This is a genomic window from SAR202 cluster bacterium, from assembly GCA_016872285.1.
Classification (GTDB): Bacteria; Chloroflexota; Dehalococcoidia; order Lucifugimonadales.
On sequence record VGZZ01000008.1, the window covers coordinates 1 to 26771 of the forward strand.

Here is a 26771-nt window from a genome sequence, read left to right on the forward strand (position 1 = left end):
CCCCCCCCCCCCCCCCATTACCCTCCCTATCCCCCTATTGCTCCATCTGGTATAGTTATACCAACCCAGGCTCCAGCCCAGCTTCAAATCGTCCCTTGGGATTGGAGCCTAATATTCTTGGAAGGGGGGTGAACTAGATGGCCTATGTATCCCTGAACGATGGCGAATCGCCAGAGAGCCTTATAAGCAGGTTCCGGTCGGCAGTCCAGCGCTCCGGCATCCTGCGCGAACTCAAAAACCGCCGCTACCACAAGACCAAGAGCCAGAAGGCTCGCGAGGCCGCCCAGCGCGCCGCCCGCCGCGCCCGACGACGACGCGTCATGCGCTAGCCCGTCCCTTCCTTTATAGACTTCCATAAAAACGCCAGGCCATAATGGTCTGGCGTAATTGTTTGCCATGAAATAAGCTTTGGGCTCAAATGAACAGGGAGCGTACTTGTCATTCTGGTGAGCCTTTAGCCCTGAGTATGCCGAAGGGGAAGTCGGTACTCCGACGTAGTCGAAGAATCTGTCATGCTTGCATCTCAGCTGCCGTCTCCGCTAGTCGGCTCCGCATCAATGATTTTCTCTGTGCCCTTTTCTAAGGCCACATCCCCCCATGAACAACTTCTCCCAATTCCAGGTCCTCACCTTCGACTGCTACGGCACCCTCATCGACTGGAAGTCCGGCCTCCGCTCCGCCCTCATCCCCATCCTCCGGCGCCACGGCGTCGCCATCTCTCTCAAACGCCTCCTCCAACTCTACGGCCAGTTCGAGCGAGAACTTCAATCAGAACAGCCCTTCCGCGACTACCGCTCCATCCTCCAATCCATCGTCCTCCGCCTCGGCCACACCCTCGACTTCCACCCAACCGCCGACGACACCGCCTCTCTACCCGACTCCCTCGGCGGCTGGCCCCCCTTCCCAGATACCGTCCCTGCCCTCAAAGCCCTGAAGCAGCGATTTAAGCTCGCCATCATCTCCAACACCGACCGCGACCTCCTGGCCCTAACCCTCCAGAAGCTTGAAATCGACTTCGACTGGCTCATCACCTCCCAGGACGTAGGCCGCTACAAGCCCTCCCACGAGAACTTCCACTACGCCCTCAAGACCATCGGCCTCCCCAAAACGCAGGTCCTTCACGTCGCCCAGAGCATGTACCACGATATCGCCCCCGCCCGCCAACTCGGCATCGCCACCCTCTGGATCAATCGCGGCGACACCACCCTCACCCCCGACGTGGACGCGGAACCCGACTGGCTAGCCCCCAACCTCACCCAGGCCTCCCGCCTCCTACTGAGCAAAGCCCGGTGATGTCCATTCACAATCCTGGAGTCGCAACGCCGTGCTTGCTGCCATCACCTTCATCCAGGTGGCCACGCTAGGCGCAACTGTCTTCTAGTCCCTTTGCCCTTGATGGGAGAGGATTAAGAGCCTGTCCTGAGGGTATCCGAATGGGTGACGATAAAGGCAGAACGGCACCACGTAACTCGCTTGCAAACGAAAGACCATTGAACTAACATCCCCAATGTTGGAGGTAGACAATAGACCGATGCGTGATACATGGCCAGGGATGACTCGAACGGGAATTGTCAGCCGTACCACCCAGAGCCTGATCCTGACCTTTTTCTTGCTAGTCTCTGCGTGCGCCACTAAGCAGGACCGTTCGGAATCCCAACAGCCGTGTCCTGGCCTCCTCCCCCTACCCGGATTTTCGTCAACACCAACACCTTCTGCACTCCACTACCAGTGGGGTCTCTTATGTTCCGAGGAAGGGAGACACACCGAAGCCGAACTGCAATTCACGCTCTCGATAGCAAAGCATCGTCGCGAAAACGACATCTCCCTCCAAGCTGTGTACAGCGCTAGGGCTATCGCTTATCGCAAACTCGGACGGGATGAACTCTTTCTTGCGGACTGCCAAAAGGTATTCGATCTAAACCCCGGGTACGAAACGCCGACGAAATTGGTGTGGGGAGAGCGCGGGCGAGGCGATGGACAGTTCCGTAACCCTTGGGGTATCGCTTTGGGTGCCAGTGGTGACATCAACGTAGTAGATTCCGACAATGAACGGATTCAAAGATTTGATACCCATGGTAAATTCCTTTCAAAGATCGACCTGCCAGGGAGCCACCTAAAAGGAATTGCCACTGACATGTTGGGTTTCCTGTACGTGACCGATGGGGATTGGGTCCGAAAATTAGGGCCGGATGGTGGCAAAATATTTGCGTTGGGTGGGTACGGGACAGGCAATGGTCAACTTAGCCAGCCATTGGCGATAGCAGTTGATCCAAAGGGAATTATCTATGTGGCGGATACTGGGAATAACAGAATCCAAACGTTTAATGACCGAGGCAGGTTTCTGGATGAATGGGTGTTTCCGGAGTTCTACCCGCGGGCGATCCACATTGCAAACGAAAACGAGATTTGGGTGGGTGGTCAAAAGGGAGTGCTCCAGTTGGACAGTCGAGGAGTGGTAGCCCAAGAATTCACCAGCAGCGTGGGAGCATACACCAGCCCCGTGGCAGGCGTTTCCCTCACAGAGATTATTGATGGCATTGCCGTTACTATTGATGGTAGGGTGATCATTACTACTGACTTCGGGATCGTTTGGGTAAAGGGCTCTCCATCCAGTGACACCTTTCCTGAGCGAGCCATCACGCACGGCTACCGATTCGACGGCTGCCATTCTCCGCTGAGGGGGCCCCGCGGCATTATTGCGGATGCTTTCGGATCAATCTGTGTTGTGGACAGTTCAAACTCCATGATTGTGGTATTCGGCCCGCAGGGCATCACAGGGCTCGCCACACCAGCGCCGCCTTAGTCCCTGCTAATTAAGGAGACCGTCCTTCCGCTGGTCTTCTCCTTGCCCAGGGCGGCCACTTTAGATACCTGGCGGACAGGGGCTTTAGCTCCAAGGAGGGTGAGGCTTACTGGCAGTAGAGCTATGGTGTAAGGGTCCTAGCCCCGTCCCTTAGGCAGAGCAAGAGTCCCTGGCCCCAGGCCCAAAGGCGCTTACACTCCAGCCTTAGACAGATAGTTGAGGTGGTATACCGGGTGCTCAGAAGGCAGTTCGCCCTGGAAGACCATGGCTCCAAAGGTATGGAAGGCTTACTTACCCCCGTGGCTGCCAAATTATCAGCCTACCTTTTTGGCATCAGGATCAATCATCAATTCCAACGCCCCTTCCACTCCTTTGCTACAATCACTACTTGGTAATTTTGCATCACACATGGACAAAGGCGATGATGGACTATGGAACTACAACGCCCTCCAGTACCGCCTCCCCTTCCCCCTCACTACCCTCCCAAACCCCGGCGCCGGAAAATGCCCCGCCGCCACCTTAATCCCCTCCCTCTCCAGCCACTCCACCGTCTCCCTTCGAGTCTTCCTTCCTAGCTCCGGCTGAACGTCCGCGTGCGCCTCCCAGTCCGGTATCTCTAACTGCACACGCAAGTGCGCCACGTCCCCCAAAATAAACGCCCGCTCCCCCGCTGAGGTTATCATCAGGCTCTGATGCCCCGGCGTATGCCCCGGGGTCGGCACCGTCTCCACCTCCGCCGTCACCGCCTTCTTCCCCTCCACCAGCTCCAAATCCCCCACCTTCGCCAGCCCCTCCCCCAACTCCTTCGACTTGTCCACAAACAACCCTATCGCCTCCTCCGAAAACGCGTACGGCCTCGCCCCCGCCGGCTTCTTCGACGGGTTCCGAAGCAATTCCCAGTCAACCTTCGGCACTATATACCTGGCCTTCGGAAACGTCCGCCTCACCTTCCCGCCCGACGTCACCGCCATCCATCCGATGTGGTCGAAATGCAAATGCGTCGCCACTACAACGTCTATCGACTCCGGATCGACGCCCCGCTCCTTCATCACCCGCGGCAGCCTCCCCTCCACGTTCCCCATCGCCGCCACCGGCCCCGGCCCCACCCCCGCGTCCACCAGTATCCTCTGTCCCCCCGACACCACCAGGAACGCCGCCACGTTTATCCCGCCCTTAACCTTGCAGTTTTCATCGATATGCTCCCCATACGCCCCAAAATCCTTCACCGACCTGTTGCTAAAAAAATTACACGCGTCAATCTCCGCCACACAATCGGAAAAAGAAACAACCTCCACCTTCCCCACCGTCATCTTATCCATAGCCATTCAACGCCCCCCTCTCAGAAAATCTTCCTAACTCCCGAGCATTCTCCACAAAGTAACACTCGCTTGCAATGGAATGGAGCGTTCTTGTCTCCTCTGGTTCTCCCCCTTCGGCCTGGAAGGCGAAGGGGGAGAACCAGAGGGGGTTGTGGTGTATCTTTTTCTCTTCCCCTTCCAGCAGGAAGGGGATTAAGGGGATGGTATCCCACTTAAGAAGAAGGCTTGGCTTTTCAGCATCACCGAACGCAGTTGGTCCCCCCTTCCTTTGACATCACCCTCCCCCGTCCATTAACTTTATCCCAACTACCATCAGGGGTGACCGCCATGAAGGGTCGAGTCGTCGTCTGCCGCCAGTACCGCAAGCCCTTCGACATCGAAGAATACGAAGTCCCGCCCCTGGATCCCGGCGCCATCCTCCTCCGCACCGCCCAGTCCGGCGTCTGCGGCTCCGACCTTCACACCTGGCGCGGCGACCAGGAAAAAGCCCCCCTGCCCAAAGCCGGCAAGCTCATGGGCCACGAAGGCTTCGCCACCATCGACTCCCTCGGCAAAGGCGTCAAGACCGACTCCCTCGGCCAGCCCCTCCATGAAGGCGACCGCGTCGTCTACTCCGCCCTCTTCCCCTGCTACCACTGCCGCCACTGCCTCAAAGGCAACACCGCCTTCTGCCTGGACCGCCCCGTCCCCGTCGCCGGCGTCTACCCCTACTTCACCGCCACCTACGCCGACTATATGTACCTCCCGCCTCGACATCCCATCTTCAAAGCCCCCGACAGCCTCCCCGACGAGGTCCTCGCCCCTGTCAATTGCGCCACCGGCACTGTAATGCAAGGCCTACGCTCCGCCGGCGCACGAGAGGGCCATACCGTCGTCATCCAGGGCGCGGGCGGCCTCGGCCTCACCGCCACCGCCGTCGCCAAGGACCTGGGCGCCCACCAGGTCATCGTCCTCGACCGCCTGGAAAACCGCCTTCAGCTCGCCGAAGAGTTTGGCGCCGACCACACTATTAACGTCGAGGAGTTCAACACCCCCGAGGCCCGCGTCGGTCGAGTCAAGGAGCTGACTCATGGCCGCGGCGCCGACATCGTCATGGAGCTGGTAGGCCGCGCAGAGCTTATGGCGGAAGGTCTTCAGATGCTGGACAACACCGGCACGTTCCTGGAAATCGGCGACATCGTTCCCGGCCGCACCGTCGCCATAGACCCCTCCACCCTCCTCAAGGGCAAGCGCATCGTCGGCTCCCTCATGTACCCCGCCGAAATCCTTCCCCTCGCCCTCGACTTCCTGGAGCGCAACGTCAGCCGGCGCCCCTTCCACAAAATCGTATCCCACAAATTCAAGCTGGCCGACGTCAATAAAGCCTTCGAGCAGGCCGAATGGAACGCCCGCCAGACCGCCGTCACCCGCGCCGTCCTGGTGCCCTAAACCATGCCTGCCATCCTGAGCGAAGTCCACGCTCGTATGTAGTCAAAGGACTTTATCGCCGTGTCAATTGCCTCCTTCGCCATCACAAAAACACGCCTCACATGGGAGATCCCTTCTTCTTTCCTCTCCCTTGATGGGAGAGGATTTAAGGTGAGGGTGAAACCCTATGAACACGCACCGTCCGCCAGGCATAAACACACCTTCCATGGCCTCCTCCTCTGGTCCCTTCCCCCCTTAAGGGGGAAGGTTAGAGCCTGTCCTGAGTATGCCGAAGGAATGGGGGGTCGGGGTCTTGGCGGGGGGGGTTGTCCTCCTACTGCATACTGAAGGAGCCACTCCATGAAATTTGACCTCTTCTGCCTCCCCACCATCCCAGGCACCCTGGAAGACCGCGCCCGCCTCCGGCCCATCGGCCGCAACAACGACCGCTACCAGCAAATGCTCGACGAGCTCCGCAAAATCGTCGTCTTCGCCGACAAGGCCGGCTTCCACGCCTTCTCCACCACCGAGCACCACTTCCACTCCGAAGGCTACGAAGCCTCGGTAGCTCCCCTTCTCCTCTACGCCGACTTCGCCGCCCGCACCAAAAACATCAAGTTCGCTCCCTTGGGCCTCGTCCTCCCCTCCTGGGACCCCATCCGATGCGCCGAAGAGCTAGCCATCCTCGACCACCTCACCAAGGGCCGAGTCATCGCCGGCTTCGCGCGAGGCTACCAGGACCGATGGACCAACGTCCTCGGCCAGCAGTACCACGTCACCGCCGCCACCATGGACGGCTCCGCCATCGACGAGCGCAACCGCGAGGTCTTTGAAGAGGTCTTCGAGATCATCAAGCTGGCCTGGACCCAGGACACCCTCTCCTACAAAGGCAAATATTACTCGGTGCCTGTCCCCTACGAAGAAGGCATACGTCGCTGGCCTCCTACCCAGTGGACCGCCAGCTACGGCGCCCCCGGCGAGATGGACAGCGAAGGCGTCATCCGCAAAATCTCCGTCATCCCCAAGCCCTACCAGAACCCCCACCCTCCCTTCTGGCAGCCCTTCGCCGTCAGCGAGACCACCATCCGACGCTGCGCCCAGCGCGACATCGTCCCCTGGATCATGACCTCTCTGCCGCCCAACTTCACCCAACTGTGCCAGGTGTACCAGGAAGTAGCCGCCAAGGAAGGCCGAGAGCATCGGCTGGGCCAGAACGTCGGGGCCATCCGCGCCGTCTACTTCGGAAAGACTTACGAGGACGCCTTCAAACTTGGCCTCAAGGCCCACGGCATCGGCTTTCACCACTACTTCGGCGGCTTCGGCTTCGTCGAACCCTTCCGCAACCCCGGCGAGGAGTCCCCAAGACCCCTCACCTTCCCCACCGAGCGGCAGACCTTTCAGCGCATGGTCGACCACGACTTCGCCATCTGCGGCACCGTCGATCAGGTCAAACGCAAAATCGAATCCTTATCCAAATGCCACTCCAACGGCAGCCTGGAATGGTTCGGCTGGAGCTTCGGCCAGGGCTTCCTAACCTGGCCCGAAGCCCAAGACCAGCTCGCCCTCTTCGAAAAACACATCATGCCCGAATTCAAGGGCTGAAGCGTGCCGTTCTCTACCTACATCTTAATCTAGCTGCCACGCTTCGCATGGCTCTTCCCCCGTCTGGTACCCCTTCTTCTCCTATTGCAAAGGAGAAGAAGGGGCTAGGGGATGATGAGGTGATCCTATTTTTCTTTCCCTCTTCTCCCGTAGTCGGGAGAAGAGGGACAAAGGGTGATGAGGGTCCCCCGCTTAAAACCAAGGTTCGCCCCTAGACTGAACGAAATCACTCACCTAATCCAATACGCCTAATCGGACTCCCCAAAAGGAACCACTTCTCCTTAGTCGTCAAGATTTCGTAGTATCCTTAAAGGTATCAATCCATTTGTCCCTTCTGAAATGGCGAAAGCGTTAACCTTCCATTAACATTTAACCGTCAGCGGCTATCCGTCTTAGTTGACACCCCTTATCGTCAGGAATAGATTCTACTCTGTGGACTGCCCATAAGGATAACATCAAGGTAAAAGTCTTTGTCCCGCGTCTCTCACAACCTCCAAAAAACGCTTCCTCTCATACTTCGCTTTTACCTCCAACTCATTCCTGGCGCCCTTCCAAAACCTCCTTGTAAGGGCTACTATATCCAAGGGATCCCCTTCAACACCTCCCTGCCGCCTTGCGGATAGCCGCGCCCTGGAAAACCAAAAACAATCACACTCAGTCTATAAAACGGAAAATCTTGAAGGAGAACTTATAGTGGCAACTCTAAAAACGAAGGCCCCGGCCCAGAACGACTCCGTATTTGCCATGGCTGTCCAGCAGTTCAACGCCGCCGCCGACAAGCTCGGCTTAGACAAAGGCATGCGCGCCGTCCTCAGTTCATGTAAACGCGAGTTCACCGTCAACTTCCCCGTCAAAATGGACAACGGCAGCGTCAAAGTCTTCACCGGCCATCGCGTCCAGCACAACGTCACCCGCGGCCCCGCCAAAGGCGGCATTCGATACCACCAAGACGTCTCCCTTGACGAGGTCAAAGCCCTCGCCAGCTGGATGACCTGGAAATGCGCCGTCACCAACATCCCCTACGGCGGCGGCAAGGGCGGCATCACCGTCAACCCCAAAGACCTATCCAAATCTGAGCTCGAACGCCTCACCCGCCGCTTCGCCACCGAAATCTCCCCCCTCATCGGCATCGACTCCGACATCCCCGCCCCCGACGTTAACACCGACGGCCAGATCATGGCCTGGATCATGGACACCATCAGCATGCACAGCGGCTACACCCAGCCCGGCATCGTCACCGGCAAGCCCATTAGCATCGGCGGCACCTTGGGCCGCACTGAGGCTACCGGTCGCGGCGTCATGATCACGGCGCGAGAGGCCGCCAAGAAGCAGCGCCTCAGCCTTCAGGGCGCCAAAGTGGCCGTCCAGGGCTATGGCAACGTTGGATATTACGGCGCCACCCTGCTGCAGCGCCAAGGCTCCAAGATCATCGCAGCCAGCGACAGTGGCGGCGGCGTTCATAACGACAAAGGTATGGACGCCGAAGCCCTCCAGGCCCACAAGGTCAAGACCGGCTCCGTCTCTGGCTACAAAGGCGGCGACAGCATCACCAACGCCGAGCTCCTGGAGCTACCCTGCGACATCCTGGTCCCCGCCGCACTGGAGCGCCAGATAACCGGGAAAAACGCCTCCAAGGTCAAGGCCAAGGTCATCGTTGAAGGCGCCAACGGCCCCACCACGCCCGAGGCCGACGCCATCCTGGACAGCAAAGGCGTCGTCGTCGTCCCTGACATCCTCGCCAACGCCGGCGGCGTCGTCGTCTCCTACTTCGAATGGGTCCAGGACCTCCAGCGCTTTTTCTGGGACAAGGATGATGTAGACAAGAAGCTGGAAGCCGTTCTGACCAAGAGCTTTGACCAGGTCATGGCCCTCTCCGCCAAGCACAAGACCAACATGCGCACCGCCGCCCTCGTCCTCGCCGTCCAGCGCGTCGCTGAGGCCACCACCATCCGCGGCATCTACCCCTAAAACGCCCCTTTAACCCAACCGTTAAAAGGTACGGCCCCCGATGAATCGGGGGCCGTACCTTTTAACGCGATCTTAGGAACTACTGTCAGTTTACTGATTCACGCTATACTTGGTCGTCACAATCATAGCTGCCAGTGGGAACGAGTTCTGGAAGGCCATAACATGCTCGCCTTCTACGTCCGCCGTGATCTCCTGCGTATGCTCTATATCCTGGCCCGTCAGCAAAAGCTGGGAGCCCAGCGGGTCGTTTATGGCCATAATTATCCCGGCGTCGCCCCTGTTCTGCCCCTGCGTGTCCCCCGCGCCCACCACGGAAGAGCGTACCTTTACGCTAACCTTCAGCGTGTCTCCAATCTTTAGCGGCACTAATAGCTGGCCAAATTGAGAGGGCGGGATAAACGTAACTTCCTCTTTAGTGTAAGCCTCCGTTTTGCCCCCGCCGCCTGAGGCTGGCGTAGTGCCGGGGTTTACAGTGCCGCTCGCGGACCTGGTGGGCGTGTTGGTCGCCACGGAGCCGCCGTCGCCGCCGCAAGCCGCCACCAGCAAAAGCGCCAGAAGCGCCGCCGCCAGCGCCCCCAGGATATTTCTGCTCTTCAACATACTTGAGCCTCCGCTAAACATTTGGATAACTTTCGTGAGAGAACTCCGTCAGGGAAACAACACAGGCCCATTCTTGATACAGTGCGAGTATGAATATCATGGACGAAAACGCCCAAATTAGCAAGCCTGCCATCAACTAATTCACTTCCGGTCGCGGAGTTGGTGCCCGTTCTACTGATTTATAGAATACGTTACCGTCACGCTCTGGGCTTGCAGCGGGAAGGGATTTTGAAAGATTATCTCGTGCTCGCCATTTGCGTCTGCCGTCAATTCAATCTCGTCCGTTTTTTCCTGCTCCCCACGATATACCGAATTCTCCGACGGATCGTTGATAGCCATAATCGCCCCGGCCTGCGCCAGGTTGCTCACGTCGCCGGCCCCCACAATCACCGACTGCGCCACATACTTGACCTTCAGCTTATCGCCCGCCTTCAGGGACACCTTTATCGTGTCGAAATTGTTTGCCGTCAAGAAAAGCGTCGCGCTTCCTGAAGACGGCTGGGGCGTGGACTCCGCCTGCTGCGTCGGCGCCCGCGTTGGCCCGCCATTTCCATTCTCGCTTCCGCCTCCGCACCCCGCCGCCAGCCCCACAGACATGGCTGCCATGAGCAGCGCGCCCATCATCCTTAGCATCCAGCCCCTGCCATGAACGTATCCAATGTTCATATGAGCGCCCTCAGCCTCCATTCCTGCTAAGCATTCCGCAAGCAGTACCGGCTAAATCCCCGCGACGCAGACTCTAAGTGTCAGCCCTGCGCGTAAACATTGTCAAGCCTGGCCGCAAACCCGCCCATCTGGTCTCCCTCTCTGGCGCCCCCTCTTCTCCTATCGCAAAGAGCTCCGCTGCCTTAAAGCATATATCGCGGCGTCCGATGCAATCGGACCTGTTTCGAGTATCCCCCGAGGGAAGAAGAAGGGGGATAGAGCCTGCCCTGAGCTTGTCGAAGGGGGTGATGAGGGTCCCCTAATTTATGACCAGGTATGTATCGCGCATCATACATTTGATACAGCAGTAGCCACCCCGCCATCGCTATCGGACCCTGGCGCCATTCCCAACGCCAGCCGTGGCGTCAGGGATTTATCACGTAGTCCAGCTTAACTGACTCGCCTTGGAATGGAAAGGAATTTATGAAAGTAAACGTATACTTGCCGGCGGACTCAGCGGTAAAATTTACCGTGTCCTCTTTCGTTGGTTTTCCCTCATAAATCACGTTCCCTAGCGGGTCCGTCACCGCCAGCGTCACCTCACTCTCCACCTGGCCCTGCTGGCTCCCCCCCGTCCCCAGTGCTGACCTTCCCACAACCTGGCTCCTGGCTACAAAATGCAGCCGGACCGCATCGCCCCCATTAAGCGAAAGGTTAAAGTCTTTGAACTGAGACGGCGGCACGTAAATCTCCTGGCTGCCTGTTGCCGCCTGGTCTCCCTGCGACGCCGTGGTCGCTGCGGGTGTGCTTGTTCCGTCTGTTCCCGTCCCATCAACATTCAAAGGTTGGCTGGCGCCGCCGCACGCAGCCATCGACGCTGTAAAAACCGTCCATATCATCAGAGCTATCCCCAGCCTGGCCCTGCCATTTAAACCCCTGCTTCCACGCAGCAAATGGCGCGTTTCATCAAAGGATCTCATAAGTACACCTCAACAGGAGAGTTCATAAAGAACCAGTCTTTCCGCCTCATACACCCTCTTCACTCTCCGTTGCGAATAAGGGAGCGTCGTAACTCCTGCTGCCACGGCCCGCCTGAGAGGCCGGCCGTGGCAGTTTTCTCCTCGACTACACCATCCCATCTACTTAAAAACGGCCTTGGTGTACTCGTGGTAGCGAACAGGGCCAAAGTGAAGCTGGTTCACGGTGTAATCTTCCACCACCTTCGGGTCCACCCCCACTTCGGGAATCACCCAGAACAGCGGCACGGTGACGTGATTGGCTTTCCACCAGTCCCCCAGCTCCTTGGACATCTTGAGCCTTTCCTTCAGGTCTATCGTGTTATCGTACTTGCGCTTCCAGTCTGTGACAAACTGGTGCTCAATAAACCCTCTGGGGTTCTCAAACCAGGAGAAGCTCAGAGACAGGGAAATGGGGTCTAACGAGTAGCGCGTCAGGTTCACGCTTCCCGTCCACTTCTTTTCCTGTTGCTCCTGCCGTGAAAGTCCGGCTTCGATAATCTTGAACTCTATGTCAATCCCAATCTCCTTCCACATGGCTGCCATAGCCTCCGCTATGTCAGGCATCTCAGGCAGACCGCCGGTGTCCAATGTAGTCTCAAATTTCAGCTTGAACCCGTTGGGATACCCGGCCTCCGCCAACAATTGTTTGGCTTTTACGGGATCACCGTTCCCCGGATATGGCCAGCCTCCCGCGCAGCCTGTCTTACCTTGTGGACCCGGATGCGGCGCCCAGGCATCTTTGCAGTCTTCGCGCCAGGGCGGGAAATACTCCACCGGGTCTGGCATACCTTTACCCTTTAGGAACCTGTCGTTGATGGCGTTTCGGTTGATGGCTAGGTTCATCGCCTCCCGCACCTTAACGTTTCGCACAGGATCGTTGGGGTTGTGATTAGGCACCTGCCGTCCGTCAAAGGTTGGGTTCTGGTAGTAAGGAACGCGGATCCAAACGTGAAAGCCCGGCAGCGTAGATTTGTAAATCTTTATTCCGCGGCCAATCAGTTCTTCGTGGGCTGTTCTCGGGACGTCCACTATATGCGCTTCCCCCGCGATCATCTGGGCCACGCGGGTTGCCGCCTCAGGGACCCACAGGAACTGCAGCTCGTCAAAGTCCGACGACTTGCGCCAGTGGGGCTTGTTGGCCTTGAAAAGCATGTGCTGGTTGACGACCTTCTCCACAAAGCTGAAGGCCCCGGTGCCCATAGGCTTAGCCAGATAGCCGTCCTGGCCGCCCACGTCGTTCCAGTAGTCCAGGCTGGTGATGCCAAAGGTCCATTCCTCCGACAGAACGAAAGGCATCTCCAGGTCTATTAGCTTATGGCGGATATACACCTCATGGTCGCCTCTCAGTTCAATGGCGCTGGCGTCGTCGGCAATTCTCACCCAGTCGGCGGGAGATTCGGCCTTATTCTTCTTTCCTGCCATAATCTCCCAGGTGTGCCGCACGTCCTTGGAGGTGAACTGCTTGTATTTGTCGGAGGCCTTGCCGTCCAGCCAGAACGGGATCCCTTGGCGGAGCTTGAAAGTCCAGTTCCTGCCTGTGTTGTCCACGTTCCAGGAAGTGGCGAGCTGGATAGGCTTCTCTTCGTCGGTGATTATGTCCATGCCCACCAGGTACTCATGGACGTTATGCAGGTGTCCGCCGGCGCTCTGGAAGGTCTGAAAGTGCCCCGTTACCTGCCCCGCCGGGGCCACCATTGATACCTTCAATCGAGGTGATACTGGCACCCTGCCGGCCGTCGTCGTGCGCGTGGGCGAAGGTGCGGAAGTGGCGGTAGCAGTGGTGCCCGGACGCGATGTCGCTGTGGAAGTTGCGCCCGGCGTCTCGTCTTCGCCGCAGGCCAGGATGAATAGGGTTAGAATCGCGAGTCCAGATACTATTAGAAGCAGCCTTGAATACGTGCGCCTGTTTCCTGGTTCCATATTCATCAACCTCTATTTCTAAATTAGACGTTAACCATTATTTCTAGACCAATATTTCTGCTTTCCCTCCTTCCTCCAATATTTGACTCTCTTGTAAGCTATAAATATATTTTTGTCAACACGACACTAAATAGTTGTCATTAGTAATCTATTTATTTCGTAGATAGCTGTATTTATTAGTACGACTTACGAACTATCACAGATGTGTCCTCGCGGATAATTCGCCCATCGTAATAGTCCCAACGGACCGCTGGCCCCTCCCTGCCGCCGCCGCGAGACCCCGCCTACTGCCCCGTCTTCCCCCCGTCGATGACCAGCTCCGCCCCCGTCATGTACGAGGACTCGTCCGACGCCAGGTACAGCACCCCGTATGCCACGTCCTCCACCCTCCCGAATCGCTTCAGCGGCACCGCCTCCATCTGCGATTTCCTGTACCCCGCGTCTCCCATCAATTCCGCGATCATATCCGTCTCAATCGGCCCCGGATGCACCGAATTCGCCCTGATCCCCTCCCGCGCGTACTCCACTGCCGTCGCTTTGGTGAATATCCGCACCGCTCCCTTCGATGCGTGGTACGCCGACGTCTCCGCGCTCCCCACCAGCCCTGACGTCGACGATATGTTGATAATCGACCCTCCTCCCGCTCGGCGCATCGCCGGTATACACGCCTTCGTCCCCAAAAACACCCCCGTCACGTTCACCGACATCAGCCTCTCCCACCTCTCCACGCTGATTTTTTCCAGCGATTCCTTCCAGAACACCCCCGCGTTGTTCACCAGCACGTTCAGCTTCCCGTACTCCCTCTCCGCTTTCGACACCGCCGCCCGCCATTCCTCCTCCACCGTCACGTCCAGCCTCACAAAACTCGCCTTCCCTCCCTCCCGACGTATCCCCTCCGCCACCGACTTCCCCTCCTCCTCCAGCACATCCCCAATCACCACACACGCCCCCTCCCTGGCAAACAGCCCAGCCTCCGCCGCCCCCATCCCCTTAGCCCCACCGCTAATCAACGCCACCTTGCCGGCCAGCCTCATATCTCGCTCCACTTTCATACGCTAGGCAATATTCTACAGAATGCTTCCGAGTAATGTTCCCTCAGCGTCAGCTTATCTTATCCTCTCCCATTGAACGCTTGATGCAAATTAAACTACCCGCCTGCCATTTGCACAGACTGGGCCAATGTCCCGTCAGGTTCTCCCCCTTCGGCCTGAAAGGCGAAGGGGGAGTTAGAGGGGGTTGTGGTTCCTATTTTATCTTCCCCTTCCAGCAGGAATGGGCCAGGGGATGGTATCCCGACTACGAACAACTTGTGTATTGTGGATCACACGTTTGATGGGAAGACTTAGACATGAGCGTCATGAATTAAGATAGGGAGGATTATGAGCACTCCAGTCAAGCAAAATCCTCTCCCTCATTTCCCCCCTCTGAAGTTCTCTGATACTATAAGCCACGCTCAATTTACGCAAACCGTGGGGTAACTATGGAACTCAAAGGTAAAAAAGCCCTGGTCACCGGCGCCGCCAGCGGCATCGGCCGAGAGATCACCCTCCTCCTGGCCAAGGAAGGCGCTAAAGTCGCCGTCACCGACATCGCCATGCTCCCCGGCGAAGGCGTCCTCCGCGAGGTCGCCGCCCTCCACGCCGAAGGCCTCCCCCTCCGATGCGACGTCTCCTCCCCCGCCAGCGTCGACTTCACCTTCTCCACCGTCACCGCCACCTTCGGCGGACTGGACATCCTCGTCAACTGCGCCGGCATCGGCGGCGGCAAACCCCTCATCGACGAGACCGAGGAGCAGTGGGACAAGGTCATGGACACCAACCTCAAAGGCGCCTTCCTATGCTCCCAGCAGGCCGCCCGCGCCTTTATCAAACAGGGCCGCGGCGGACGAATCGTCAACATCGCTTCCACCGCCGCCGACAACGCCCGCCCCGGCGCCTCCGCATACAGCGCCTCCAAGGCCGGCATGGTCCAGTTCACCAAAGTCCTTGCCCTGGAGCTGGGCCCCCACAACATCACCGTCAACGCCGTCTCCCCGGCCATGACCGACTTCTCCACCGGCCCCAACCCCAAGTCCACCCCCGCCTATCGAGAAGCCTTCATCAAGCAAGTCCCCCTGGGCCGCGCCGCCCAGGCCTCGGAAGTCGCCCAGGCCGTCCTCTTCCTCGCCTCCGACAAAGCCGCCTTCATCACCGGCGAAGTCATCCACGTAGACGGCGGCTACTCCGCCGGCAAAACCCAGGTCCGCGGCTAAATTAGGCAAGTCCCATGCAATTCGAGCAGTTCAACGTTGCTTTAGTAGACGAACGCCTTGCCATATGCATCTGTTCTTCTTTCCTCTCCCTTGATGGGAGAGGATTAAGGTGAGGGTGAAACACTGGCGCTACGATACGTCCGACAGGCATAACCACACCTTCCATCGCACTCTCTTCCCTCCCGTCTCGTGTCTGCGGGAATTGGATAAGAGAATTTCAGATCTTAGCAGGACTCTTACTTAACTAACCCCCAGGAGGCTCCCCATGGACTTCCGCGGCAAGTCCGCCATCGTCACCGGCTCCGGCCAGGGCATCGGCCGCTCCATCGCCAAAGACCTCGCCGCCCGAGGCGCCCACGTCCTCGTCTCCGACCTCCGGCCCCAGGGCGTCGACGCCGTCGTCTCTGAAATCCGAAAGGCCGGCGGCACCGCCGCCTCCTTCCTCTGCGACGCCACCAACCCCCAGCAAGTGGACTCCCTCGTAAACGTCGCCCTCGGCTCCTTCGGCAAAATCGATATCCTGGTAAACAACGTGGGAGGCAGCGGCACCCAGGGCGTCGACCAGATCGAAGAGGTCACTAACGATCTCTGGTCCTTCATCATGGACCTCAACATGAAAAGCATGTTCCTCTGCAGCCGCGCCGTAGCGCCCTCCATGAAGGCCAAAGGCTGCGGCAAAATCGTCAACCTTTCCTCCATGGCCGCCCACGGCAGCTTCGGCGGTCGAGGCGCCGCCGCCGCCCGGCTCCCCTACGCCGGCGCCAAGGCTGGCGTCGTCGGCTTCACCCTCCAGCTCGCCAAAGACCTCGGCCCCTTCGGCATCAACGTCAACGCCGTCATGCCCGGCCTCATCCTCACCGAACCCGGCACCCGCATCGCCCAGCGATATGCCACCCTGTCCGAAGAAGCCAAACAGAAGTCCCTCGAACGCGTCCCCCTGGGACGCCGCGGTACGCCCGAAGAAGTCGCCAAAGCCGTCGCCTTCCTCGCCTCTGACGACGCCTCCTACATCACCGGCGTCATCCTGGAAGTCGCGGGTGGCATGTAACCCGCCATAAAGCTAAAATACTCTAGATTAAGCACCTTCCCATAATCTTCCGATTTGCTCTTTCACATTACGTGGCTTTATCTACCATTCATCGGCTGCAAGCCAGCCTGGGATTTTTCTGCATCCCATCAGGTTCTCCCCCTTCGGCCTGGAAGAGCCTGTCCCGAGTACCCCCCGAGGGACGAAGGGGGAGTTAGAGGGGGTTGTGGTCCCTTATATTCTCTTCCCCTTCCAGCAGGAAGGGGATAAAGGGGATGGTATCCCGAATGAGAACGAGGCTTGCACCTCTTCTCGAGGCAAACGAATAAAGACTTTGGAGACAACACCCCGCCCATGATAAAAAGCTTCGGCATCCTCTACGCCGGCCACATAGACTCCCAACACATCGGCTTCCAGGCCACCCCCGCCAACGAGCGGCGCTTCGACAACGCCGCCGTCGCCCGCGCCCTCACCGACGCCGCTGACATCGCCAAGCTCGCCGACCGCCTCGGCTACGACATCCTATGGATGGCCGAGCACCACTTCCAGCGCGAAGGCTTTGAATGCATCCCCAACATCCTCATGCTCAGCGTCCACCTCGCCAGCCTCACCAAACGCGTTAAGTTCGGCTGCGCCTTCAACATCATCCCCATCTGGCACCCCCTCCGTCTCGCCGAGGACTACGCCGTCGCCGATATCCTCACCGGCGGCCGCGTCATCTTCGGCGTCGGTCGAGGCTACCACACCCGTGAGGTCGAAACCCTCGGCGGACCCCTCCTGGATCAGGAAGCCAACCGCTCCATATTCGAAGAGTCCATTGAGCTTATCCTCAAGGCCTGGAACAACGACTCCTTCACCCACCAGGGCCGCCACTACCAGCTCCCTCCCCAGGTCCCCTACCGGGGCTATACCCTCCAGGACCTTACCCTGGTGCCGCGTCCCGTCCACCACCCCATTCAGGTGTGGCAGCCCATCGTCAGCGGCAGCGCCAGAGGCATCCAGTTCATGCACCAGCACGGCATCAAAGGCATGGTCAGCGGCGTCGATGACGACACCATCGACAAGACCTTCCGTTCCTTCCGAGATGTCGGCGCCCAGATGGGCAAAGACTTGGAGCTTGGACAAGACCTCTGCCTGGGGCTCCGCTTCTACCTGGCCGAATCCCAGGAGGAAGGCATTCAAAAAGCCCGCATCTTCCACGAAGAAGGCATGAAGTTCAGCGGCCCCCTGGGCTTCAGCCCCAACCTGACCGAAGACCAGCGTAAGGCCATCATCAACCCAAAGCTCTACGGCTCCGACTTCTTCCCCTCCCTGGAAGAAGAAGTGGCTGAAGGCGTTTGGACCTGCGGCCCAGCCAAAGACGCCATCGCCAAGCTCAAAGACATCGAAAGCAAGTACCCCGGCCTTGAGCACGTCCTCATCAACATCGGCGTCTCCACCCATAAAAAAGTCTACATGGAGCAGCTGGAGCACTTCGCCGCCGAAGTCATGCCCGCCTTCATCAAGACCCCCTCCCACAGGCGCTAGCCCCTCACCGCATCCTCCCCTCTCCTTCACTCCGGCGTAATACCAAATCGGTAGAATAGAGGCGGGAATAAAGCTGCGGGATGTTGAGGAAGATAACCCAGCCTTGCATGGCCCCTTCCCGTCTTATCCTCTCCCCTTGAGGTGAGCGCCTTGATGCTATCTAAATCGCGAAATCTCCCCATCTTTAATTCCTATCCAATCTGGGAGGCTCAATTCATCGGCCCCAATAGCATCGGGAGGGAGAGCTGGAGGGGGAGGTCGGGTGTCTCCTCAGGTTCTCCCCCTTCGGCCTGAAAGGCGAAGGGGGAGCTAGAGGGGGTTGTGGTTCCCATTTTTCTTTCCCTCTTCTCAGAAAGGAGAAGAGGGATTAAGGGTGATGAGGTCGTCGCGCTTATAATCAGAATTGTGTTATCAATCAGGGGATGGTATCCCAATAATGACCAGGAATGAATTGCGCATCACTGGCGGCATGCCCATCCTCAACCACCACAACACACAACATTTTGCCTTCATGCCCTCAGATTTGCTTAATTGTTAATAATTTTTTGTAGGAAAGTAACCTCTACTTTGCTAGAATCCCTTGTATCCTTTACCCCAGCGCGCGGGAGTGCCTTTGCGTGGAATCCAAAACCTCAAAAGGTAACATCCTCGTCGTCGAAGACGAGGCCACCATTCGCGAGCTTCTGGAAGCTATGCTGGAGCCTCAGAACTACGCCGTCCGCACCGCTGGCGACGGCCAGGAAGGCCTCCGCGCCTTCTTCTCATGGAAGCCGGACCTCGTATTTCTGGACGTCATGATGCCCAAAATGGACGGCTGGAAGCTCCTGGAGCGTATCCGCGAGGTCTCCGACGTACCCGTTATCATGCTCACCGCCCTCGGCATGGAGCACGAAAAAGTTCGCGGCCTCAAAGGCGGCGCCGACGACTATCTCACCAAGCCCGTCTCCCAGGGCGAGCTCCTAGCCCGCGTCGAAGCCGTCCTCCGCCGCAACAAAAAGGCCTCCTTCGTCGAAAGCTACCGCGACTCCCTTCTCCATCTCGACTTCGAGCGCCACATGGTCCTCAAAAGCGGCCAGGAAATCGACCTCTCCCCCACCGAGTTCCGCCTCCTCACCACCCTCGTTAAGCACAAAGGCACCGTAATGAGCGTGGAGCGACTCCTGGACACCTGCTGGGAAGACGGCATCGGCCGCCCCGACAACGTCCGCGTCTATGTCTCCTACCTCCGGCGCAAGCTCGGCAGCGACGTCAAAGGCCGCGACCTCATCGAAACCGTCCGCGAGTTCGGCTACCGCTACCGCCCCCCACGAATAACCCCTTGCTGTCTGCCGCTCCCTTCCTGCTATCGACGCTTTCCTAAACGTCGCCTAAAGATGCTTAGCCATAGTGCTAAACAAGAATTGTCATTCTGAGCGAAGTCGCGATGTACTCGTCGTGACGTAGTCGAAGAATCTGTGCCCTCTGCCAACCTCAATTAGCCGTCCAAGCAATTAACCTCGCCTCATTCCCTCTCCCCCTACCCCATCGCCGCCTCCCTCACCCACTCCCCCATCCGCTCCCCAATCATGAAACACGTCGCGTTCGGATTAACACTCACCACATCCGGCATAATCGACGCGTCCGCCACCCTTAACCCCTCCAATCCGTGCACTTTCCCGTACTGGTCCACCACTGCCATCTCGTCCGACGAAGGCCCCATCTTGCACGTCCCCGCCGAATGATGCCCCGTCGTCACCGTCGACCTCATCCACGCATCCAGCTTCTCGTCCGACGCCAGTTCCGCCTCCGTCGGCGCCACTCGCCTCTCAAAAATCCCCTTGAACGCCCCGCTCTCCGCCAGCTTCACGCTCAGCCTTACCCCCTCCCGCAGCCGCTCCCTGTCCCACGGCTCCTCCAGGTATTCGTACTCCAGTTCCGGCGTCGACGGCAGCTCCTTCGAGGCCAGCCGCAGCCTTCCCGCGCCCCGCGCCTTCTCCAGCGTCACGTTGAATCGAGTGTACGGCCTGCCATCTATGACCCATCGATTGTCCGGGCTTATCGTCAGGTCTCCTGGCGTCTTGGACCCCTTGGCTGTGAACCTCAGGAACGCCTGCGTTATTACTGACGCCTTCGGCTCCTTCGATGCGTCCAAATACAACACCCACGCCACCGGATGGTTCCGCAGGTTCTGTCCCACCCCGGGCAAAATCTGCGTCGACTTTATCTTCAACCGCTTTAACTCCTCCTCCGGACCCACCCCTGACCTCATCAAGAGCATCGGCGACCCAAAAGCCCCGGCGCAGCATACAATCTGCCGTCCCTCTACCTGGAAAGTCTGCCCGCCGCTGTTCACCTCCACGCCCACCGCCCGCTTCCCCTTGAAAAGTATCCGGCTCGCCAGCGCGCCCCCGCGAATCGTCAGGTTCAGACGCTCCCTCGCCGCCGCCAGGTACGCGATGGCGCTGTTGACCCGCACGCCCTTGTAGTCGTTATGCGGGTACGGTCCCACTCCCCACGCTCCCGGCAAGTTCATATCGCGCCCGTCCGGAAACCCCGCCGACAGGCACGCCTTGTAAAACGCCCTGTTGTTAGGCAGCCACGTGCTCGGGGCCAGACGGCACACCGGCACCGGCCCGCTCTTGTTATGAAAGTCCCCGCCAAAGTCCACATCCTGCTCTGCCCTCAGGTAATACGGCAGCGCCTTCTGGTACGTCCACTCCGGATTACCTCTGGATGCCCAATCGTCAAAGTCCTCCTGCGGCGCCCTCAAAAATATCGACCCGTTTATCGCGCTCGTCCCGCCGATGATCCGCCCCGACGGCATCAGCATCGGCTCCTTCTTATACCCGTTGGCCTTCGCCGCGTAGTTCCGAATATGCGGGCTCTCCTGCCCCGCCCTGTTCCCATACCCCGATAAAATATCCGCTGGCATCTCCGACGCGTCGGCAAAGTCCTGCCCCTCCTCCAGCAGCAGCACCGATATGTTCGGGTCCTCGGACACCCTCGACGCCACCACCGCCCCCGCCGTCCCGGACCCTATAACAATCACATCGTACTTCATACTCTTGTTACCCCCCCCAATTCTTTAAAGTGGCGTTTCCAAGGACAAGGTCGAGCGACGGACTTAGACCTGCCTAATAGGGCTTGGGTGTTCCATCTGGTCCTCCCCCTTTCCTCGTGAGGAAAGGGGGAGATAGAGAGGGATTGGTGAAATTTTTCTCTTCCCCTTCCTGAAAGGAAGGGGTCAGGGGATGGTGGCTCCGATTGAAGAGACGCTCCGTCTTTCATGATTACCTGAGCGCCTCCCGCACAAAATCAGCCCCCCTCTCCCCAATCAAACAGCACGTCGCGTTAATATTCCCCCGCGCTATATGCGGCATCACCGACGAGTCAATCACCCACAACCCCTCCACCCCTCGCACCCGGCACCTCTGGTCCACCACCGACATCTCATCACTCCCCATCCTGCACGTCCCGCTGCTGTGGTAATACGACACAATCTCCCGCCTCAGCCACCCCTCCAGCGCCGCCTCCGACGCCAAGTCTCCATCCCCCGGCGCCAGCCGGCTCCCCATAATCCCCTTAAACGCCTTGTGCTTCGACAGCTCCACCGCCAGCCTCACCCCCTCTGCCAGCCGCTTCATATCCCTCTTGTCCGACAGCATCCCATAGTCCAGCCTCGGCGCCGCCTCTGCCTCCGACGATGTCAACGTCATCCTCCCCACGCTGTGCGGGTACTCCAGCGTCACCGCCACTCGATAGTACGACCTCCCATCAATCGTCGCCGGCTTGGACTCCAGCGTCATCGCCATATCGTTCGGCGCCTCCGACCCTGACGCCGTGTAGCGCAAAAACACCTCGTTGGTAATGTTGTACGTCGGCAGCCTGTCGTCGTTATGAAAACTGAGATACGCCGTCGCGTGGTTGTACAAGTTCTGCCCCACGCCCGGCGACTCCACCACCGCCTTCACCCCCAGCCTCCGCAGCTCCTCCGACGGCCCAATCCCCGACAGCATCAGCAGCCGCGGCGACTCGATGGCCCCCGCGCTTAGCACCACCTGCCGTCCCTCCACCTCAAACTCCTCCCCCCCGCTCACCGCCCGCACTCCCACCGCCCTCCCTCCCTTCACCACTACCTTCGTCACCCTGGTCCCGCCTCGAATCGTCAGGTTCACACGATGCCGCGCCGGCTCCAAATAGCCAATGGCCGTGCTTATCCGCATCTCGCCCCTGCTGTTCACCGGATGCGGCCCAACGCCCGACGCGTCCGGCGCGTTCATATCCGGGCAGTCCGCGAACCCCCTGACCCTGCACGCCTCGTAAAACGCCTTCTCCATCGGCAGCATCTGTCCCAGCTTCGCCCGCCGAATAAATATCGGCCCCTCCTTCCCGTGATACTCCCCGCCGAATTCCAGGTCCGTTTCCATCCGACGCCAGTACGGCAGCACTTTGACATACGACCACTCGTCGTTCCCCTCCGCCGCCCACCTGTCGAAATCGTCCCGGTGTCCCCGAATAAACACGCCGCCGTTAATCGCGCTCCCCCCTCCCAAAATCTTCCCCCTATACGTCCTCCTCTCCCCCCGCTGCTCCTTGGTATAAATCGCCGGGTAGCCCTCCATAAAAGGCGTGACCACCCCCCGCAGGTTCAGGCACGATGTTGTCGCGTCCTCCGGGTACCTCTCCAACCCCCCGAAATCCGGCCCCTCCTCCAGCAGCAGCACCGATATGTTCGGGTCCTCGGCCACCCTCGACGCCACAATCCCCCCCGCCGCCCCGGAACCCACAACAATCACATCGTATTTCATGCTCTTTTATTAACGCCCTTCCGATTACTCAGTTAAAGGCACTGAGTCTAACAACAAAGAAACCGTATTGTCATTCTGAGCGAAGTCGGTACTCCGACGTAGTCGAAGAATCTGTTATCACGGCAGCCTCGCTTCCACCGAAAACGACCATGGTTAGTCCGCTTTTTTCACCTTCTCCCCCTTGATGGGAGAGGATTAAGGTGAGGGTGAAACCCTGGCTCCACGCTCCGTCCGCCAGGCTAAGCTACCCCGCACTAGCGTGGGAAAGGCGGGGCCTCCCCTCTGATCCCTTCCCCCCTTGAGGTCGAACGCCTTGATTCATATCGATATGAGGTCCCAATGTCCATCGTGGGGGGCTAGGATGAGGGGTCAGGGATGGATGGAGGGTCTAGAATAGCCCCCGCACCCTCGTCCCCTTCCCTACCTCATCGTCCCCTTAACCAAATCCGCCGCCCTCTCCCCTATCATCACGCACGTCCCATATATCGCCGGCCTCGTAATCCCGGGCATTATCGACGCGTCCACCACCCTGAGCCCCTCCATCCCCCTCACCCGGCACCACTGGTCCACCACCGCCTCATCTCCCGTCCCCATCCTGCACGTCCCGCAATAGTGCTGCGACGCCTTCACATTCAGCCGAATCCACTCCTCCAACGCCCCCTCCGACTCCAGGTCCCTAGGCCCCGGCGCCGTCAGCCCCGCAAACAACCCCTGGAACTCCGCGCGGCGCCTCATATCCACCGCCATCCTCACCCCCTCCCTCATCCGCCTCATGTCCTCCCCCTCCGACAGCGCCCGATAATGCAGCACCGGCGCAGCCTCTGGGTCCGACGACACCAGCTCGATATACCCCTCGCTCTTCGGCGACTGTAACCCCACCCCCAGCCGGGTGTGCGGCGCGCCGTCGATGTCATACCGCGCGTCCACCGCCAGGCTCATATCCCCCTTCACCGCCGACCCTGACGATGTCCACCTCAAAATAACCTGGCTTATTAAAACATCCCGCCTCAGCCCCGGCCCGTTCTTAAACGCCACCGGCGCGCTCACATGGTTCATCAGGTGCCTTCCGACCCCCGGCAGGTCATGTCGCACCCTGATCCCCTTCGACTCCAAGACCTCCTTCGGCCCAATCCCCGAATGCATCAAAATAAACGGTGACCCTATCGCCCCCGCGCTCAGGATCACCTCTCCCGCCTCCACCACCGACACCTCCCTCCCCGACACCACCTCCACTCCCACCGCCCTGCTCCCCTTCAAAACCACCCGCTGCGCCTTGCGGTTACCAATAATCGTCAAATTCTTGCGCTGCCTCGCCGGCCACAAATACGCCATCGACGTGTTCACCCTCAGCCCGTTCCTGTCCGCCACGCAGTGCGGCCCCACCCCCTCCACCGCCTCCGGCGAGTTCAAGTCCGCCCGCTCCGCGAACCCCTTCGCCAAGCACGCCTGGTAGAACGCCGACGCCACCGGCAGCATCTCCTCAAACCCCGCCCGGCGCACCGGCATCGGCCCGTCCCGCCCGTGAAACTCCCCTCCAAAGTCCTCGTCACACTCCATCCGCTTGAAATACGGCAGCACCTTCTCAAACGACCACTCGCTGTTCCCCAACGACGTCCACCCGTCAAAGTCCCCCGGCAGCCCCCTGAATAGCACCGCCCCGTTAATCGCGCTGGACCCGCCCACACATCGGCCCCGCATCACCGCGTCGGACAGCCCCTGCTCCTCATTCACATACGCTGAACACCGCCAAACATACTCGCCCTGAAGCGTGGACAGCTTCCCATAAAAATGCTTCACGTCCCGCGGCGTAGCCTCCAGCGTCGGATAGTCCGGCCCCTCCTCCAACACCAGCACCCTCACCCCTACGTCCTCCGACAGCCGCGCCGCCAGCGCCGCCCCTGACGCCCCCGCCCCCACTATCACGACATCATATTTCATAGCTTTATCTCACCTGGCTGTCCCGACGGAATTGGTAGCGGCTCATTATAAGGCGGCTAATGCGCTTCTCCCATTCTGGTTCTCCCCCTTCGGCCTGGAAGGCGAAGGGGGAGTTAGACGCCGTCCTGAGTATGCCGAAGGAGGGGGTTGTGGTTTCTTATTTCTCTTCCCCTTCCAGCAGGAAGGGGTCAGGGGATGGTATCCCATAGTGCTACTCAGGCATCTTCGCGAGTACCAGGAGTCAAAGATACCTCGGGGTTCCCAAGGGGGCCAGCCCCCTTACCCTCCCTTCACCCAGTCCGCCACCCTCTCCCCAATCATTATCGACGTGCAGTTCGTGTTCGCCCGCACAATCTCCGGCATAATCGACGCATCCGCCACCCTAATCCCCTCCAGCCCGTGCACCCGCCCGTACTGGTCCACCACCGCCTTCGCGTCCGTCTCCGCCCCCATCTTGCACGTCCCCGACGCGTGATGCGACGTAATCGCGTTCCTCACTATCCACCTGTCCAGCGCCTCGTCCGACGCCATATCTGTGTCCGTAGGCTGGCTCCGGCACTCCAGTATCTTCTTGAACGCCTTGTCTGAGCATATCCTGTCCAACAGCCTCACCCCCTCCCGCATCTTCGCCACGTCCTGCGCGTCCTCCAGGTAGTTGAACTCTATCCGGGGGTTCACCCTCGGGTCCGACGACACCAGCGACACCTTCCCATAGCTGTGCGCCATCTCCAGAATCACCCTCGCCCCCATGTGCGGCTGGCCCTTGTATATCTCCCCTGGGTACGGGCTGAGAAACATGTCGTTGCGAATCTTCGACCCCCTGGCCGTGTAGCTCATACCCACCTGGCTGATAGTCGCCGGCTCCTCGCACCCCGACCTGTACTTGAAGTACACCAGCACCGACGGATGGTCCGTCAGGTGTTCTCCCACCCCCGGCAGGTCGTGCGACACCGGTATCCCCAGCGACTCCAGCTTGCCCCACGGCCCTACCCCCGAGTGCATCAAAATGAACGGCGACCCTATCGCCCCCGCGCTCAAGATCACCTCGTCCCCCTCCACCTTATATCCGCCGGAGGCGGACCCTCCGCTCTCGCACTCCACACCTACCGCCCTCCGGCCCTTGAACAACACCCGCCTCACGTTTACATTTCCCCGAATCGTCAGGTTCATTCGATGCCGGTTCGGATTCAAATAGCAAAGGTTGGTGCTCATCCTCACGCCGCCCACCTGGTTCAGCGGCCTCGCCCCCACACCGTGAGCGTCCGGCGCGTTATGGTCCGGATTGTCCGGAAACCCCGCGCTGCGGCACGCCTGGTAAAACGCCCGCAGGCTCGGCCTCCACTCCTCCGGCTTGAAACGACGCACCGGTATCGGCCCCTCCTTCCCGTGAAAGTCCCCTCCAAAGTCCAGGTCCGTCTCCAGCTTCCGAAAGTACGGCAAGACCTTGGTGTACGACCACTCGCTGTTCCCCAGTTTCGCCCAGTAGTCGTAGTCCTCCGGCACGCCTCGAATAAACACCATCCCGTTCACTGAGCTCGACCCGCCCACCACCTTGCCCCGCTGCAGCGTCATCGGCATCCCCTGATGTCGATTCGCCACCGCCATATAGTCCCACAGGCTGCCTCCCCGCGACGCCTTAATCGCGTCGCTGCCATCCCTCACGTCTTCCGGCAGGAGGTCCACCGTCGAATAGTCGGCTCCCGCCTCCAGCAGCAGCACGCTGCGCTTCGCGTCCTCCGACAGCCGCGCCGCCAGCGCCGCCCCTGACGCTCCCGCCCCCACAACTATCACGTCGTATCCCATCTCATCTCCTAAAGTTTCAATTCAGTGCTGACCAATTCTCGTTTATCGGAAAAACAGAATTATATAGTTTACCCGCCTCCGCCTAGTATCTTTCCTAACCGAGAGCGCAGGCAATTTGCGCCTTTCCCCGCTGCAACTAGCGACAGGGCGGGCCC

The 26771-nt window shown here is 59.3% G+C and carries 20 protein-coding genes; 10 read left to right on the plus strand and 10 right to left on the minus strand.

Annotated features, from left to right (window positions below; translation table 11 throughout):
* The first annotated feature begins 137 nt into the window (after nucleotides 1-137).
* The 3 genes from rpsU to FJ320_03825 all read left to right on the plus strand — a co-directional run bounded on the left by rpsU (nucleotide 138) and on the right by FJ320_03825 (nucleotide 2803).
* Nucleotides 138-329: a 30S ribosomal protein S21 gene (gene rpsU, locus FJ320_03815; protein ID MBM3925100.1), complete on the plus strand. Its 192-nt coding sequence runs from the start codon at nucleotides 138-140 to the stop codon at nucleotides 327-329.
* A 268-nt stretch (nucleotides 330-597) separates the two neighbouring features.
* Nucleotides 598-1293: a haloacid dehalogenase type II gene (locus FJ320_03820; GenBank protein ID MBM3925101.1), complete on the plus strand. Its 696-nt coding sequence runs from the start codon at nucleotides 598-600 to the stop codon at nucleotides 1291-1293.
* A 214-nt stretch (nucleotides 1294-1507) separates the two neighbouring features.
* Entirely contained in the window at nucleotides 1508-2803 is a 1296-nt protein-coding gene (locus FJ320_03825) for a hypothetical protein (GenBank protein MBM3925102.1), read from the plus strand.
* A gap of 437 nt (nucleotides 2804-3240) precedes the next feature.
* Here the strand turns inward: FJ320_03825 and FJ320_03830 are convergent, their stop codons facing one another.
* The gene (locus FJ320_03830; protein MBM3925103.1) at nucleotides 3241-4128 is read right to left on the minus strand and encodes an MBL fold metallo-hydrolase; all 888 of its coding nucleotides are present in this window, start codon (nucleotides 4126-4128) and stop codon (nucleotides 3241-3243) included.
* A 312-nt stretch (nucleotides 4129-4440) separates the two neighbouring features.
* On the opposite strand from FJ320_03830, the gene FJ320_03835 reads away from it, so the two are divergent.
* The 3 genes from FJ320_03835 (at nucleotide 4441) to FJ320_03845 (ending at nucleotide 9099) form a co-directional block, all read left to right on the plus strand.
* A complete protein-coding gene (locus tag FJ320_03835; GenBank protein MBM3925104.1) occupies nucleotides 4441-5550 on the plus strand; it encodes a zinc-binding dehydrogenase in 1110 nt (369 codons plus the stop codon).
* Nucleotides 5551-5889: 339 nt separating this feature from the next.
* Nucleotides 5890-7131: an LLM class flavin-dependent oxidoreductase gene (locus FJ320_03840; protein ID MBM3925105.1), complete on the plus strand. Its 1242-nt coding sequence runs from the start codon at nucleotides 5890-5892 to the stop codon at nucleotides 7129-7131.
* A gap of 744 nt (nucleotides 7132-7875) precedes the next feature.
* The gene (locus FJ320_03845) at nucleotides 7876-9099 is read left to right on the plus strand and encodes a Glu/Leu/Phe/Val dehydrogenase (protein ID MBM3925106.1); all 1224 of its coding nucleotides are present in this window, start codon (nucleotides 7876-7878) and stop codon (nucleotides 9097-9099) included.
* Nucleotides 9100-9189: 90 nt separating this feature from the next.
* Here the strand turns inward: FJ320_03845 and FJ320_03850 are convergent, their stop codons facing one another.
* The 5 genes from FJ320_03850 to FJ320_03870 all read right to left on the minus strand — a co-directional run bounded on the left by FJ320_03850 (nucleotide 9190) and on the right by FJ320_03870 (nucleotide 14317).
* Entirely contained in the window at nucleotides 9190-9699 is a 510-nt protein-coding gene (locus FJ320_03850) for a hypothetical protein (protein MBM3925107.1), read from the minus strand.
* A gap of 171 nt (nucleotides 9700-9870) precedes the next feature.
* On the minus strand, nucleotides 9871-10365 hold the full coding sequence (locus FJ320_03855; GenBank protein MBM3925108.1) for an emp24/gp25L/p24 family protein: 495 nt from the start codon (nucleotides 10363-10365) through the stop codon (nucleotides 9871-9873).
* A 404-nt stretch (nucleotides 10366-10769) separates the two neighbouring features.
* The gene (locus FJ320_03860; GenBank protein ID MBM3925109.1) at nucleotides 10770-11243 is read right to left on the minus strand and encodes an emp24/gp25L/p24 family protein; all 474 of its coding nucleotides are present in this window, start codon (nucleotides 11241-11243) and stop codon (nucleotides 10770-10772) included.
* Nucleotides 11244-11483: 240 nt separating this feature from the next.
* On the minus strand, nucleotides 11484-13289 hold the full coding sequence (locus FJ320_03865) for a hypothetical protein (GenBank protein MBM3925110.1): 1806 nt from the start codon (nucleotides 13287-13289) through the stop codon (nucleotides 11484-11486).
* A 278-nt stretch (nucleotides 13290-13567) separates the two neighbouring features.
* Entirely contained in the window at nucleotides 13568-14317 is a 750-nt protein-coding gene (locus FJ320_03870; protein ID MBM3925111.1) for a glucose 1-dehydrogenase, read from the minus strand.
* Between the two features lie 446 nt (nucleotides 14318-14763).
* Between FJ320_03870 and FJ320_03875 the strand changes: the two genes are divergently transcribed.
* From FJ320_03875 to FJ320_03890, 4 genes are all read left to right on the plus strand, one after another.
* Nucleotides 14764-15534: an SDR family oxidoreductase gene (locus FJ320_03875; protein MBM3925112.1), complete on the plus strand. Its 771-nt coding sequence runs from the start codon at nucleotides 14764-14766 to the stop codon at nucleotides 15532-15534.
* A gap of 265 nt (nucleotides 15535-15799) precedes the next feature.
* Entirely contained in the window at nucleotides 15800-16582 is a 783-nt protein-coding gene (locus FJ320_03880) for an SDR family oxidoreductase (protein MBM3925113.1), read from the plus strand.
* Between the two features lie 333 nt (nucleotides 16583-16915).
* A complete protein-coding gene (locus FJ320_03885; GenBank protein ID MBM3925114.1) occupies nucleotides 16916-18088 on the plus strand; it encodes an LLM class flavin-dependent oxidoreductase in 1173 nt (390 codons plus the stop codon).
* A gap of 644 nt (nucleotides 18089-18732) precedes the next feature.
* Complete coding sequence (locus FJ320_03890) at nucleotides 18733-19500, plus strand: response regulator transcription factor (protein ID MBM3925115.1); 768 nt, start codon at nucleotides 18733-18735, stop codon at nucleotides 19498-19500.
* A gap of 104 nt (nucleotides 19501-19604) precedes the next feature.
* Here FJ320_03890 and FJ320_03895 read toward each other — a convergent pair whose 3' ends face one another.
* The 4 genes from FJ320_03895 to mftG (FJ320_03910) all read right to left on the minus strand — a co-directional run bounded on the left by FJ320_03895 (nucleotide 19605) and on the right by mftG (FJ320_03910) (nucleotide 26616).
* Nucleotides 19605-21128 (minus strand): mycofactocin system GMC family oxidoreductase MftG, encoded by a 1524-nt coding sequence (locus FJ320_03895; protein MBM3925116.1) that lies wholly within the window; start codon nucleotides 21126-21128, stop codon nucleotides 19605-19607.
* Nucleotides 21129-21357: 229 nt separating this feature from the next.
* Nucleotides 21358-22875: a mycofactocin system GMC family oxidoreductase MftG gene (mftG, locus tag FJ320_03900; protein ID MBM3925117.1), complete on the minus strand. Its 1518-nt coding sequence runs from the start codon at nucleotides 22873-22875 to the stop codon at nucleotides 21358-21360.
* A gap of 420 nt (nucleotides 22876-23295) precedes the next feature.
* Nucleotides 23296-24813 carry a mycofactocin system GMC family oxidoreductase MftG gene (gene mftG / locus FJ320_03905; GenBank protein MBM3925118.1) on the minus strand — a complete coding sequence of 506 codons (1518 nt, stop codon included), beginning with the start codon at nucleotides 24811-24813 and terminating at the stop codon, nucleotides 23296-23298.
* A 279-nt stretch (nucleotides 24814-25092) separates the two neighbouring features.
* On the minus strand, nucleotides 25093-26616 hold the full coding sequence (gene mftG / locus FJ320_03910) for a mycofactocin system GMC family oxidoreductase MftG (GenBank protein MBM3925119.1): 1524 nt from the start codon (nucleotides 26614-26616) through the stop codon (nucleotides 25093-25095).
* Nucleotides 26617-26771: the final 155 nt, after the last annotated feature.